The sequence below is a fragment of the Shewanella sp. KJ2020 genome, assembly GCF_024197625.1.
Lineage (GTDB): Bacteria > Pseudomonadota > Gammaproteobacteria > Enterobacterales > Shewanellaceae > Shewanella.
Genome location: NZ_JAKUKD010000031.1, coordinates 90,992 through 105,927, shown reverse-complemented (window position 1 = coordinate 105,927; position 14,936 = coordinate 90,992). Strand labels below are relative to the sequence as shown.

Annotated in this window: 12 protein-coding genes and 2 tRNA genes; 1 reads left to right on the top strand and 13 read right to left on the bottom strand. The window is 47.8% G+C overall.

Annotated features, from left to right (window positions below; all coding sequences use genetic code 11):
* Positions 1-69: 69 nt before the first annotated feature.
* Positions 70-2,118: a bifunctional diguanylate cyclase/phosphodiesterase gene (locus MJO46_RS17265; protein ID WP_253990380.1), complete on the top strand. Its 2,049-nt coding sequence runs from the start codon at positions 70-72 to the stop codon at positions 2,116-2,118.
* 163 nt (positions 2,119-2,281) lie between these two features.
* Here MJO46_RS17265 and rpsO read toward each other — a convergent pair whose 3' ends face one another.
* The 13 genes from rpsO to ftsH form a co-directional block, all read right to left on the bottom strand.
* A complete protein-coding gene (rpsO, locus tag MJO46_RS17260) occupies positions 2,282-2,551 on the bottom strand; it encodes a 30S ribosomal protein S15 (RefSeq protein ID WP_007646044.1) in 270 nt (89 codons plus the stop codon).
* 140 nt (positions 2,552-2,691) lie between these two features.
* Positions 2,692-3,642 carry a tRNA pseudouridine(55) synthase TruB gene (truB, locus tag MJO46_RS17255; RefSeq protein ID WP_253990379.1) on the bottom strand — a complete coding sequence of 317 codons (951 nt, stop codon included), beginning with the start codon at positions 3,640-3,642 and terminating at the stop codon, positions 2,692-2,694.
* Positions 3,642-4,085, bottom strand: coding sequence for a 30S ribosome-binding factor RbfA (rbfA, locus tag MJO46_RS17250; RefSeq protein WP_253990378.1), 444 nt, complete (start codon positions 4,083-4,085; stop codon positions 3,642-3,644). Before rbfA ends, truB begins: the two co-directional genes overlap by 1 nt.
* 63 nt (positions 4,086-4,148) lie before the next feature.
* Positions 4,149-6,791: a translation initiation factor IF-2 gene (infB, locus tag MJO46_RS17245; protein WP_253990377.1), complete on the bottom strand. Its 2,643-nt coding sequence runs from the start codon at positions 6,789-6,791 to the stop codon at positions 4,149-4,151.
* 25 nt (positions 6,792-6,816) lie between these two features.
* Positions 6,817-8,316: a transcription termination factor NusA gene (gene nusA / locus MJO46_RS17240; protein WP_253990376.1), complete on the bottom strand. Its 1,500-nt coding sequence runs from the start codon at positions 8,314-8,316 to the stop codon at positions 6,817-6,819.
* Between the two features lie 29 nt (positions 8,317-8,345).
* Positions 8,346-8,801: a ribosome maturation factor RimP gene (gene rimP, locus MJO46_RS17235; protein WP_198780765.1), complete on the bottom strand. Its 456-nt coding sequence runs from the start codon at positions 8,799-8,801 to the stop codon at positions 8,346-8,348.
* 172 nt (positions 8,802-8,973) lie between these two features.
* A tRNA-Met gene (locus tag MJO46_RS17230) sits at positions 8,974-9,050 on the bottom strand.
* An 81-nt stretch (positions 9,051-9,131) separates the two neighbouring features.
* Positions 9,132-9,218 (bottom strand) — tRNA-Leu (locus tag MJO46_RS17225).
* Positions 9,219-9,232: 14 nt separating this feature from the next.
* Entirely contained in the window at positions 9,233-9,568 is a 336-nt protein-coding gene (secG, locus tag MJO46_RS17220) for a preprotein translocase subunit SecG (protein ID WP_198780766.1), read from the bottom strand.
* A gap of 1 nt (position 9,569) precedes the next feature.
* Positions 9,570-10,352 carry a triose-phosphate isomerase gene (tpiA, locus tag MJO46_RS17215; RefSeq protein WP_006082720.1) on the bottom strand — a complete coding sequence of 261 codons (783 nt, stop codon included), beginning with the start codon at positions 10,350-10,352 and terminating at the stop codon, positions 9,570-9,572.
* 194 nt (positions 10,353-10,546) lie between these two features.
* Positions 10,547-11,884, bottom strand: a complete 1,338-nt coding sequence (gene glmM, locus MJO46_RS17210) for a phosphoglucosamine mutase (RefSeq protein WP_253990375.1) — start codon at positions 11,882-11,884, stop codon at positions 10,547-10,549.
* A 74-nt stretch (positions 11,885-11,958) separates the two neighbouring features.
* Positions 11,959-12,792, bottom strand: a complete 834-nt coding sequence (gene folP, locus MJO46_RS17205) for a dihydropteroate synthase (RefSeq protein ID WP_253990374.1) — start codon at positions 12,790-12,792, stop codon at positions 11,959-11,961.
* 163 nt (positions 12,793-12,955) lie between these two features.
* A complete protein-coding gene (gene ftsH / locus MJO46_RS17200) occupies positions 12,956-14,929 on the bottom strand; it encodes an ATP-dependent zinc metalloprotease FtsH (RefSeq protein WP_198780769.1) in 1,974 nt (657 codons plus the stop codon).
* Positions 14,930-14,936: the final 7 nt, after the last annotated feature.

Here is a 14,936-nt window from a genome sequence, read left to right as displayed (position 1 = left end):
AGAGTTATGCTTTCATTTGATACGGAAAATCATCCCTGTGGCGAAAAACAATAATAAAGGACAAGCTGAATGACAGGTCGCTTTAAATCCCTAACATGGAAACAAACTAACCTCGTCGTATTTACTGCGTTATTTTTCGCTATCGCTATTTTTATTGTTGAAATCGCCCTCGTTGTCATCTCGACAAAACAACAACTTACCACCACACAGCAGGAACTACTCGACTCAGTGGAGCAGCCCGCCGCCAATGCCGTTTGGGCATTGGATGATAATTTAGCGAGGCAAACCTTAGAAGGTGCAATCAAAGTCGAGCATGTAGGCTCAGCGGTGATAGAACTCGATGATGGTTCCATGTTTGTTTCCGTCAGTAATAATAAAAAAAATAGCTCGCAAACATTTATCAGCCTCAGCAATAAACTCTTCGATGATCTGAAAGAAATCTCTCGGCCCTTATATCGCCCCTTCTATTTTGAAGGCACACAAAAACAGCAACTTATCGGCACTCTGACTATTTTTTACGACACCCAAGAGCTGACCAATACCCTGTTTTCACAGCTAAAATTGGGGTTCCTCGCCACCTTGGCTCGCGCCCTATTGCTCACCTTAGTGCTCTCGGTGGTATTCCACCGTTTCTTAACTCAACCAATAGCAAGAATAAGCGAAGCAATTGATAAGATTGAACCCGATTCGCCGGATGAAAATTTACTCCCTATGTCCAGCGCCCATAAGGATGATGAATTAGGCTTAGTAACCTCTAAATTTAATCAAATCCTGATCCAATTTAGCCAGACACAATCTAAACTGCGTAAAATGGCGACCCGCGATCCGCTTACCGGGTTACCTAACAGGACGCTATTGCTCGAAACCATCGCAGTGACGATTCAACGCTCCCGAGTACATAAACGCAGCTTTGCCTTGATGTTTATCGACTTAGATCGCTTTAAAAATATCAATGACTCCCTCGGCCACGCCCTAGGCGATCAGTTTTTAGCCAGAATAGCCCGCATTCTCGAACGAGTTGTGGGCGATAAAGGCACTGTCTCCCGTTTAGGAGGCGATGAATTTGTGATTTTGGCCGACTCAGTCCAGTCACCGGATCAAGCGGCAGACTTTGTCGATAAACTGTTAGTTCAACTCAATGTGCCGATTCAGCTCAATGAGCATGCCATCCATCCGGCCGCGTCCATTGGTATTTCAATTTATCCCGAAGACGGCAATAGCGCAGAAGATCTTATTCGCCATGCGGACATTGCCATGTACAGTGCAAAAGCGGCGGGGTCGAATCAATGGGCCTTCTTTAAACAGCAGATGACCGAACGCGCGGCAGTACGCTTACGTACCGAAGCATCATTACACGATGCACTGAAAAACAATGAGTTTTTACTGTACTTTCAACCTAAACTCGATCTGCAAACCGGCAAGGTTATCGCCTGTGAAGTCTTGATCCGTTGGCAAAAAGACGGCCGTTTAATCAGCCCTATGTCCTTTATTCCCGTAGCCGAAGAAACCGGCATCATTATTCCGATTGGCCGTTGGGTGATAGAGCAAAGCTGTAAGACATTAAGGGAATGGCAGAAAAAATATAACTATGCGATCCCGATTGCCATTAATGTTGCATCGCAACAATTTGCCGATGCGAGCCTAGTATCCGATATCAAACAAATGGCACTACGCTATCAAATCCAACCTGATCTATTAGAAATAGAAATCACTGAAACCTCATTAATGAACGATATTGAGCAGGCCATAGTTAAGCTTGAACAACTGAAATCTGCAGGATTTGGTATCGCGGTGGACGATTTTGGGACTGGGTATTCTTCACTCTCATATCTGCGGCATCTGCCCATCACGACGATGAAGATTGACCGTTGTTTTGTATCGGATTTGCCAGGTGATAGTGCAATTGCATCGACCATCTTAATGCTTGGTAAACAGCTAAATTTAACGATCGTTGCCGAAGGGATTGAAAACGAGCTCCAGCTCGACTGGCTGAAGGAAAATCGGTGCCAGATTGGACAAGGTTTCTATTTTAGTCAACCTTTGCCCCAGGCTGAGTTTGAGGCCCTCTATATTGCAAGCCAAACCGCGAGCATCGCTCATATCGATGGTAAGTGGTAGGTGGGTTGACGGTTGACGGTTGACGGTTGACGGTTGACGGTTGACGGTTGACGGTTGACGGTTGACGGTTGACGGTTGACGGTTGAGCAATCGAGTGAAAAACCAGATTTAGGGCAATAAAAAAGGAGGCTAAGCCTCCTTTTTTACGTTAGTCGACGTGAAATTAACGACGTAGACCTAACTTTTGGATCAGTGCGTTGTAACGCTCTGCATCAGTACGCTTCAGATAAGCAGTTAACTTACGACGCGCGCTAACCATGCGTAACAGACCACGACGTGAGTGGTGATCGTGAATGTGCTCTTTGAAGTGATCTTGCAAATGGTTGATTTGCGCAGTTAACAAAGCAACTTGAACTTCAGTTGAACCAGTGTCGTTTTCGCCACGGCCAAATTCAGCTAGGATTTTTGCTTTCGCTTCAGTACTTAGTGACATGTGTCTCTCCAAATATATAGTATGAATCTCTAGCCGATCACTAACTCAGCCAGAGGGCGCGCTATTCTACCCATAATCCAACCCTAGCGCAATAACAGGCTGGTCTTAATCGAACAATGATTTCGAATAGGGTCAATGTGCTACTGTGCTGGCGCGTCATGGATAACAATGAGTCGCTTAGGCGCTAACAGACCGTCATCATTCATCGCGCCAATACCAACAAACCGATGGGCATCCCCTAAGGTAATACGCACTAATTTATCGGCCTCTAACCCCGCAACACGCACCGCCTGCCCCTGCATCAGATAGGCTGCACTGGCATCGGGTACATTCACCTCGGGAAAATCGGCCACGGCCGTATCCATAGGCAATAAAAGCGGATCGAGTAACAGACTCGGTTCTATCTGCTGTTCCTGGGCCTTGGCAACGAGCGCTTCAAGCTGCTCAAGGGTGACCATTTTAGCATAGGGATACTGCGCGACTTGGGTGCGGCGCAACATGATCACATGGGCACCACAACCAAGCATTTCACCTAAATCATCGATAATAGTGCGAATATAAGTGCCCTTCGAACAATGGATGTCCAAGGTCAACTCATCACCTTCGAGCTTGATAAAGTTAAGTTCAAATACCCTGATAGGCCGTGCTTCACGGGGGACTTCAATGCCTTCACGCGCATATTTATACAGGGGCTGCCCCTGATATTTTAGCGCTGAGTACATTGAAGGCACTTGCATTGTATCGCCACGGAAATGCTCGAGCGCAGCCAATAGCTGAGTCTCGGTAAAATCCATAGGGCGCGTCTGCACCACTTCACCATCGGAATCACTGGTATCGGTGCGCTGGCCCAGCTTTGCCGTCACTAGGTAACGCTTATCGGCATCTAACAAATGCTGTGAAAACTTGGTCGCCTCGCCTAAACATACGGGTAGCATGCCTGTGGCTAGCGGATCAAGCGCCCCCGTGTGTCCGGCTTTATTCGCATTAAAAAAGCGTTTTACCCGTTGCAGCGCAAAGTTGGAACTCATGCCAGTGGCTTTGTCCAACAACACGATACCGTCGATAAAGCGGCCTTTTGGACGACGAGCCATTAATCTTTACCTTCCGTATCTTCGGTATCGTCTGTCGCGTCCATATCTTGGACATCTTCAGCGCTGCCAAATTGCTGCTGTTTCGCTTTATCTTGGTTGATCACTTGGCTCACGAGGTTAGACATACGCATCCCCTCTACCAATGAGCTATCGTAGACAAAACGCAGCTCAGGCATGACTCGCAGCTTCATCCGGCCAGCCACAAGGGTGCGAATATAAGGTGCGGCGCTGATCAGTGCGTTGAGCTTTTCCTGTACAACTTCTTTGTCTTCCTCAAAGAAGGTCACAAAGACCTTGGCGTAACTTAAATCACGGGAGACATCGACGTCATTCACGGTAACAAAACCAATACGGGGGTCTTTCATGTCGCGCTGCAACACCAGAGCAAGCTCTTGCTGCAACTGCTGCGCTATGCGACGTGTACGACTGAATTCTTTTGCCATAATATCTGTACCATAGCTAATGTCATTAAATCGAAAGGGCGGCTAATGCCGCCCTCTTTATCGTTACAGAGTACGTGCCACTTCGACGGTTTCGAACACTTCGATTTGGTCGCCTACGCGAACATCGTTGTAGTTCTTAACGCCGATACCACATTCCATACCGTTGCGAACTTCGTTAACGTCATCTTTAAAGCGACGCAGAGATTCGAGTTCACCTTCGAAGATCACCACGTTATCACGCAGTACGCGAATTGGAGCGCTACGCTTGATGGTACCTTCGGTCACCATACAACCTGCAATCGCACCCAGCTTAGGTGATTTGAACACGTCACGAACTTCAGCCAGACCGATAATTTGTTGTTTGAATTCAGGAGACAGCATACCTGTCATCGCCGCTTTCACTTCATCAATCAAATTATAGATAACGCTGTAGTAACGTAAATCAACGCTTTCACTCTCGATGGTCTTACGCGCCTGCGCATCGGCACGTACGTTAAAGCCAACCATGATAGCGTTAGAAGCCGCAGCTAAGGTCGCATCGGTTTCGGTCAGCGCGCCCACACCGCGAGCGATGATGTTCACTTTCACTTCGTCGGTAGACAGACCCGTTAACGAGTCGGTAATCGCTTCGAGTGAGCCTTGTACGTCTGCTTTAAGAACGATGTTCAGTTCTTTCACTTCGCCATCTGTCATGTTAGCGAACATGTTTTCAAGCTTAGATTTTTGCTGACGTGCTAATTTCACATCACGGAACTTGCCTTGACGATACAGGGCAACTTCACGGGCTTTACGCTCATCACGTACCACTGTTGCTTCATCACCCGCTGACGGAACGCCAGACAGACCTAGAATTTCAACAGGGATTGATGGACCCGCTTCAGTGATTGAACGACCGTTCTCGTCCTTCATCGCACGGATTTTACCGTACTCTAAACCACATAGAACGATGTCACCTTGGCGCAGCGTTCCTTCCTGAACCAGAATCGTTGCCACAGGGCCGCGACCTTTATCCAGTTGAGACTCAATCACCACACCCGCGGCCATACCATCACGTACCGCTTTAAGCTCTAATACTTCAGCTTGTAGCAGAATACCTTCAAGCAGATCATCAACGCCTTCACCTGTCTTAGCTGATACGAAGGCGAACATGTTGTCTCCGCCCCAATCTTCAGACATAACGCCGTGTTGTGACAATTCGCTCTTAACGCGATCGATATCCGCTTCCGGTTTATCCATCTTGTTCACAGCCACGATTAACGGCACGTTACCGGCTTTAGCATGTTGAATTGCTTCGATGGTCTGTGGCATTACACCGTCATCGGCCGCAACCACTAACACCACGATATCCGTTGCCTTGGCACCACGGGCACGCATTGCGGTAAACGCGGCGTGGCCAGGGGTATCGAGGAAAGTGATCATGCCGTTTTCGGTCTCAACATGGTATGCACCAATATGCTGAGTAATACCACCGGCTTCGCCAGCGGCCACTTTCGCGCGGCGAATATAGTCGAGTAAAGACGTTTTACCGTGGTCAACGTGACCCATAATGGTCACAACCGGTGCACGGGATTCCAGCTTAACGCCACCCTCATCGTCACGGTCTAACAATACTTGATGCTCAAGTTCGTTTTCACGAATTAGCACCACTTTGTGGCCCATTTCTTCGGCAACTAATTGGGCAGTCTCTTGATCTAACACTTGGTTGATCGTGACCATTGAGCCCATTTTCATCATCTGCTTGATGATTTCAGTCGCTTTCACTGCCATTAAATGCGCCAGTTCAGAAACGGTAACAGTTTCACCGATACGCACATCACGGCTTACAGCTGCCACAGGCTTGTTAAAGCCGTGGGCCATAGACTCTGGTGCTGTGCTGCGGTTACGCATGTGTTTTTCACGGCCATCACGGGCATCTTTACCGCCACGCTTCTTCGCATTGCTCTTGTTACGAGCACGACGACCGCGTTTTTCTTCGTCCAGATCAGAAGTATCTTCAGCAGCACGGGCTACTTTAGAGGTGGTGATATGGTGATCGCCGTTTCTTTCAGCTTCTAAACGTTGACGCTCTTCTTCGGCCCAACGCTTTGAGTTTTCTTCCGCCAATAGACGGGCTTTTTCAGCCGCTTTTGCCGCTTCTTCATCTTGCTTGCGCTTAGTAGCCGCTTCTTGCGCCGCTTTTAAACGCTCAGCTTCTAAACGTGCCGCTTCTGCTTCTGGTGAAGCATCTTTGGTTACTTTCACTTCTGCCGCCGCTTTGGCTTTTGCCTTGGCTTCAGCTTCTGCTTTAGCCTTAGCTTCTGCCTCGGCTTTCGCCTTGGCCGCTTGAGCCGCTTCCGCTTCGGCCTTTGCTTTTGCTAATGCTTCAGCTTCCGCTTTCGCCTCTTCTTCCGCTTTTAGCACTGCGTCATTCACATCACGCTTAACGAAAGTACGGGTTTTACGCACTTCCACTTTCACATCTTTAGATTGACCGCCATTACCCGCCACGCTCAGGGTTGATACCGTTTTGCGCTGCAGCGTCATTTTAGTCGGAGCACTCTCGCCACCGTGCTGCTTTTTCAGATAATCCAGTAACTGCTGCTTTTCAGCTTCAGAGACGTTATCAGCTTGGCCTTTCTTAATTCCAGCCTGAGAGAATTGCTCAATCAGACGTTCAACACTTTTACCCACTTCCGTGGCCAATTTCTCTACGGTAGTATCTGCCATCAGTTAAATCCCCCTGTTGATCGACTTATGCTTCTTCGCCAAACCAACAGATGTTGCGGGCAGCCATGATGAGCGCACCTGCTTTTTCTTCTGTCAATTCTTCAATTTCGATCAAATCATCAATGCCTTGTTCAGCCAAGTCTTCTAGAGTCACAATACCTTTGCTTGCTAAAACATAGGCTAAGTGTCTTTCAACACCTTCAAGTGCTAACAACTCGTCACTTGGCTCCACACCATCTAGTGCTTCTTCAGTAGCGAGAGCTCTGGTCGAGATCGCCGCTTTTGCACGTTCACGTAAAGCTTCAACGAGATCTTCGTCAAAACCATCAATCGCCAATAGTTCAGACACAGGTACATATGCGATTTCTTCGAGCGACGTAAAGCCCTCATCCGCAAGTACTTGTGCAAAATCTTCATCGACATCCAATGAACTCATAAATAGACTCATCACTTTGGCGCTTTCGGCCTGATGTTTCTTATTCATGTCTTCCACTGTCATAACGTTCAATTCCCAACCTGTGAGTTGAGTCGCTAAACGTACGTTTTGGCCATTACGTCCAATGGCTTGTGCCAAGCTATCAGCCTCAACGGCGATATCCATTGAATGGTTATCTTCGTCAACAATGATAGAGGCCACATCGGCTGGCGCCATTGCGTTGATCACATATTGCGCTGGATTATCATCCCACAATACGATATCAACACGCTCGCCACCCAGTTCATTCGATACCGCTTGTACACGTGCGCCACGCATACCCACGCACGCCCCGATTGGGTCGATACGACGGTCATTGGATTTAACGGCAATCTTTGCACGAGCGCCTGGGTCACGGGCAGCGCCCATCACTTCGATCAGCTCATCGGCAATTTCAGGCACTTCAACACGGAAAAGCTCAATCAGCATTTCTGGCTTAGTGCGGGTTAAAAACAGCTGTGCGCCGCGGGCTTCTGGACGTACTGAGTACAGTAATGCACGTACACGGTCACCAGGGCGGAAAGATTCACGTGAAATTAAATCTTCACGGAACAGTACGCCGTCGGCATTGCTGCCTAAATCGACTACCACACTTTCACGGGTCGCTTTTTTCACCACGCCGGTGATCAGCTCGCCTTCTTTATCTTGGAACTGCTCAACCACTTGCGCACGCTCGGCTTCACGTACTTTTTGTACTATGACTTGCTTAGCGGTTTGGGTGGTAATACGGTCAAATACCACGGACTCGATATCGTCTTCGATATATTCGCCCGGTTGAATGTCCGGATTTTCGTAACGAGCCGCTTCGAGCGTGATCTCGCGGAATGGGTTCTCTAAAGCTTCGCCATGGTCGTCAACCACCATCCAACGACGGAATGTTTCGTAGCCGCCAGTTTTACGATCGATGGAAACACGAACGTCGATATCGCCTTCGTATTTTTTCTTGGTTGCAGTAGCCAGAGCGATCTCTAGCGCTTCAAAAATTTTCTCGCGTGGAACGGCCTTTTCATTTGAAACCGCTTCAGCGACTAGCAGGATCTCTTTATTCATCTCGTCTTGCCTCGTTCACCTTGAAACCATCAAAACTTAGCGATTACGTTGCCTTTACGGATATTATCCAGGGCGACAACTAGCTCTTTACCATTCACATTCAGCGAGAGCATTTGCCCTTCAACCTTGGTAATGGCGCCTTTTAAATTACGACTGCCCGCGACAGGCATAGTCAGTTGAACTTTCGCATCTTCACCCACGTAGGCCGCATACTGCTCGGCAGTAAACAGCGGTCTATCCACACCAGGTGAAGAAACCTCTAGGGTGTATTCAGTCGGAATAGGGTCTTCAACATCGAGTACAGCACTGACCTGACGGCTGGCATTGGCACAATCTTCGATATTGATACCGTTTTCGCCATCAATAAACACGCGAAGTGTTGAATGCTTACCCGCTTGAACATATTCAATGCCCCAGAGTTGGAAGCCTAATGCTTCCACAGGCACTTTGAGCATTTCTGCCAGTCTGGATTCTAATGTTGCCAAAATTGACCCCCGGAAAAAACAAAAAAGGGCTGAATAGCCCTAGTACAACGCCGTATAGAATATACGACAAATTTAAAAGTCCCAGATAACAAAAAACCCCGTAATCACGAGGTCATTAGTGTCAAGAACCTGTAAACCATAACGAATTCAAACACTATTCGTTACTAGGAGCTGGTTGCGGGGGCCGGATTTGAACCGACGACCTTCGGGTTATGAGCCCGACGAGCTACCATGCTGCTCCACCCCGCGTCAACTGTGTGCAAGTATATTGACTATCGTCTTTTCTTGCAATAACTAAGAGAGAAGTTACCTCGTCTATCTTAGTTAATTTGGTGCCGAGAGCGGGACTTGAACCCGCACGTCCGTTAGGACACAGCCACCTCAAGGCTGCGCGTCTACCAATTTCACCACCTCGGCTAAATTCTTACTTACTAATCAGGAATTTTAGTTTCTGACTTTTCGGTTCCTTGCTCAACAGGTTGTGTCACCTGTTCAGTATCTGAACCTAAATTATTCCATGAATCTTCATTTTTTGCGTGGTTCGCACTTAAGTTGCCAATAACCAGACTTAAGGTAAAAAACGCAATGGCCAGAATCGCCGTTGTGCGTGTCAGGAAATTACCTGAACCGCTTGAACCAAATAAGGTACCCGATGCACCGGCGCCAAATGAGGCACCCATATCAGCTCCTTTGCCTTGCTGGATGAGGATCAGGCCAATTAAACCTAATGCTACCAACAAGTAAACAACCACTAAAACTTCATACATATTATGCGCTCATCGCTATGGTACACAGACTTAAAAACTCGCTAGAGTTTAAACTGGCACCGCCAATCAGTCCACCATCAACATCAGGTTGGGCAAATAAATCTGCAGCATTACTCGGTGTTACACTACCACCGTAGAGAATCCTGATATTTTCTCCGATAAACGGAGATACTTCAGAGAGGCGTTTGCGAATAAACGCATGAACTTCCTGTGCCTGCTCTGGTGTAGCGCTTTTACCTGTCCCCACTGCCCATAATGGCTCGTAGGCGATAATAGCGTTATCAAAAGCCATAGTGCCATTTTTCTGGATCACTATGTCCAACTCTTCAGCAATTACCTCAAAGGTACGTCTTGCTTCCCGCGCTGGACCCGACTCACCCACACATAATATTGGGGTCAGACCGTGCTTTTGTGCAGCGGCGAACTTCTCCGCTACGATATTACTCGTCTCTCCGTACATACGGCGACGTTCTGAATGCCCGATAATCACATATCGACATCCTGAATCTTTGAGCATCTGACCTGAAACTTCACCGGTATAAGCGCCAAAGTCATGCTGACTTAGGTTTTGTGCGCCCATCCTAACAAGTGAACCGTCTAACGCTTCCTTGTTTGCTTCTAGCAGTTGCCTAACGCTCTCTAGATAGATAGAAGGCGGGCATAAAACCACTTCAGCTGAATCATTTTGGAGCTTAGAGGCAAATTTCTTGAACAACTCTTGGGCTAATGCCGCACTGCCGTTCATCTTCCAATTGCCAGCTACCATAGGACGTCTGAGTGCCATCACTGTCTCCTCTGAAAGCGGCGTGAATAATAGCGAACCACTTATTAAGTTACAATAGCTAAATTCGAATTTTTTTAGATATCAGGTTGGAATGCTTAATTTTTACACTCCAAAGCTGCTTTCTGTTCATTTGTACAGCTAACACCTTCATTTTCAATCGGTATCAGCCGCACTCATTACAAAATGGGTAAACACTAGCTTGCCGATTTTACCGCATCCGCGATCAAATTTGCGTGAGCCAATACTGCACTATGATCATCACCTTCTACCATGACACGGATCAAAGGTTCAGTACCTGACTTGCGTAGCAATACTCGACCACGCGCCCCGAGTTGTGACTCGACTTGAGCTTGGGCCGCTTTAACCTTATCGGACTTCAGGGGATCATGTTCACCCTCAAAGCGCACATTAACTAGCACTTGGGGTAGCATTTCCATCTCAGAGGTCAATTCTTCTAGCGTGGCATTCTGACGACGCATGGCCGCTAACACTAAGATCCCAGCGACGATACCATCGCCTGTCGTTCCATGATCTAAGTTAAGAATATGTCCTGAATTCTCACCGCCAATCCGCCAATCGAGTTCCTTAAGCAATTCCATCACATAACGGTCGCCCACCTTTGAACGGGCAAAGGGAATATCGAGCGCTTGCAGGGCTAAATCAAGCCCAAGGTTAGACATTAAGGTACCGACAACTCCGCCGCGTAATACGCCACGTTTTTTCGCATCACAGGCCAGAATATAGAGAATTTGATCGCCGTCGATGACTTCGCCTTTGCTGTTAACCATCATAATTCGGTCACCGTCACCATCGAGCGCGATGCCTAAATCGGCGCCTTCAGCTAATACGGTTTCGCAAATTTTACCCATGGACGTCGCGCCGACGTTGTCATTGATATTCACCCCATTAGGCTTATCACCAATGGCTATCACTTCGGCACCTAACTCACGGAATACCGCAGGAGCTATATGATAAGTTGCGCCATGGGCACAATCGACCACAATTTTTAAGCCCGTTAAGGTATGTTCTGCTGGGAAATTACCTTTGCAATACTCAATATAACGGCCACGGGCATCTTCAATCCGCGACACTTTGCCTAACAGATGTGACTCGACACAAACGAGGGGCTTTTCAAGCTCGGCTTCAATTTCTAGCTCTAGATTGTCGTCTAACTTACTGCCATCGGTTGAGAAAAATTTAATGCCATTATCATAGTAAGGGTTGTGGGATGCACTGATCACGACCCCAGCTTCGGCGCGGAAAGTGCGGGTGAGATAAGCCACCGCAGGCGTTGGCATAGGTCCCATTAACATCACATTGAGGCCCGCGGCCGAAAGACCCGCTTCCAATGCAGATTCAAACATATAACCTGAGATGCGGGTATCTTTACCGATAATCACCTTCTTGGTACCACTGCGGGATAACACCCGTCCCGCGGCCCAACCTAATTTCAGCGCTAGCTCAGGCGTCATTTGCCCTGAACCGACCTTTCCCCGAATACCGTCAGTCCCAAAAAATTTACGTTCTTTCATATCGCCCCATACACTAAATGTGTCCCAGTTAACTGGGATCATAATATTAATTAGTTGCTTAACAAGAATAGCGTTTAGAGATATGCCTGTGTCGCTTGTAACACTTTAAGCATATCCATAGTTTCAGGAACATCATGTACGCGAATAATATGAGCCCCTTTCTGTGCCGCTATCATAGCGCCAGCCAAACTCCCCGCCAAACGTTCTGAGGTCGGTCTTCCGAGGAGATTGCCTATCATGCTCTTACGGGATAAACCGATCAATATCGGTAATTCAAACTGGGCAAAAGTCTCTAACTTTGCCAGCAGTTCATAGTTATGTTCTAAGGTTTTACCAAAGCCAAAACCGGGGTCTATCAATAAGTGTTCCCGCGGGATGCCCGCATCAAGGCAAGCCTGGATCCGCTCGGTAAGAAATTCAGAGACATCGGCAACGACATCTTGGTATTCGGGAGCGCTCTGCATACAGCGCGGCTCGCCTTGCATGTGCATTAAACAGATAGGCACATTCAACTGCGCAGCGGTCTCAAGCGCCCCAGGCTCCATTAAAGCGCGTACATCATTAATCAGATGTGCACCCGCAGCAACGGATTGGCGCATCACTTCGGGTTTGCTGGTATCGACCGAAATCCACACATCATGGTGTTTAGCGACATATTCCACCAAAGGGATCACTCGGGCTAATTCATCTGCAACACTCACATCAGCAGCACCAGGCCTTGTCGACTCGCCGCCAATATCGATGATTTTGGCGCCTTGGGCGACCATTTCGTCGGCATGTTTACAGGCAAGCTCGAAGGAGGAAAATTTGCCACCATCGGAAAAAGAATCGGGAGTCACATTAAGAATACCCATCACAACGGGGGAAGCTAAAGACAGGCGTTTAGTACCAGCAATTAATTCAAACACGTATTTACTCCATTTGGGCCGCTTGCTAGCACATTACCGATTTTCCCCCACAGTCAGGGGATCTTTAGAATGAAGAAACAGTAACAAATGACAGCGCAGTCAATTTTCTAGCAAGGTAAAACAAGAAAACCCCTTTACGGGGTTCTCTTTCTATTACGACAACTTACTTAATGGGGGATTCATCCACATCTTTAAGTTCAGTTTCAACGGGAGCCGCCTTAGCGGTTTCCTCCGTTTTGACCGCAGGTTCACCCTGGCCATTGCCTTTATCGTTTGAACCATTGTCATCGACTTGCCAATCGGCAGGTTGACGCACTTCTCGGCGATTCATTAAATCGTCAATTTGAAGTGAATCAATGGTTTCATACTTCATTAAAGCTTCTTTCATCGAATGCAGAATATCGAGGTTATCCGTCAAAATCTGCTTAGCACGGCCATAGTTTTTGTCGATAAAGACTTTCACTTCGGCATCGATAATGGTCGCAGTTTCATCGGACATCGCTTTAGCTTTACCCATGCTGCGCCCTAAGAAGACTTCACCGTCTTCTTCGGCATAGAGCAATGGGCCTAACTTGTCCGAGAAGCCCCACTGGGTCACCATGTTACGCGCAATAGATGTCGCATATTTGATGTCCTGTGATGCACCCGTCGACACTTTGTCGCTGCCGTAGATAAGCTCTTCCGCTAAACGACCACCGTAGGCAACCGAAATTTGGCTCTCTAACTTACGACGACTCTGACTGACAGAATCTGCTTCGGGTAGGAAGAAAGTCACACCCAAAGCTCGGCCGCGGGGGATGATAGTGACCTTGTGCACAGGATCGTGCTCAGGGACTAAACAACCCACAATCGCATGGCCCGCTTCGTGGTATGCGGTCATTTCTTTTTCGGCTTCAGACATCACCATAGAGCGGCGCTCAGCACCCATCATGATTTTATCTTTAGCACGTTCAAATTCTTCCATGCCTACAACTCGGCGATTTCCGCGAGCCGCAAACAGGGCTGCTTCGTTCACTAAGTTAGCTAAGTCAGCACCGGAGAAACCTGGCGTACCACGGGCAATGACGCTTGCTTTGACATCTTCAGAAAGCGGTACTTTGCGCATATGCACTTTTAAAATCTGCTCACGACCGCGAACATCAGGTAAACCAACAACCACTTGACGGTCAAAACGACCTGGACGCAATAACGCAGAATCGAGCACGTCTGGGCGGTTAGTTGCCGCGATAACGATAACGCCTTCATTACCTTCGAAGCCGTCCATCTCAACCAGCATTTGGTTTAGTGTTTGCTCACGTTCATCATGACCGCCACCTAAACCCGCGCCACGTTGACGACCGACCGCATCGATTTCATCGATAAAGATGATACAAGGTGCAGACTTTTTCGCTTGTTCGAACATGTCACGCACACGGGATGCACCAACACCAACGAACATTTCAACGAAATCCGAACCCGAGATAGTGAAAAAAGGCACTTTAGATTCACCCGCAATGGCTTTCGCCAGCAAGGTTTTACCTGTACCTGGAGGACCCACCATCAGCACGCCCGTTGGAATACGGCCGCCCAATTTTTGGAATTTAGTTGGGTCACGCAGATAATCAACTAGCTCTTTCACTTCTTCTTTTGCTTCGTCACAACCTGCGACATCGGCAAAAGTAGTTTTAATCTGATCTTCGCTCATCAGCTTGGCTTTGCTCTTACCAAAGGACATAGCGCCTTTGCCACCGCCGCCTTGCATCTGGCGCATGAAGAAAATCCATACTCCGATAAGCAATAACATAGGGAACCAAGAGATGAAGATTTGAGTTAGAAACCCAGATTCTTCGGCTTCTTGCCCTTTCATAGTGATGCCTTTACGGTCAAGATCATTAATCAAATCTTGATCATATAACGGCATGATAGTTGTGAATTTTTCACCCGTTCGCTTAGACCCTTCAATAGTACGCTGATCGCTTTTTACTTCGACCGTAGCGACCTGTCCATCACGAACATTGTCTAGGAAGGTAGAATAATCCATCTTCTGCGATGACGAAGAAGAGGGGGAGTAACCCTGAAACACTGACATCAGCACAACGGCGATGACAACCCAGAGTATTAGATTTTTTGCCATGTCACTCAAATTACTAGACCTCATAAAGTCT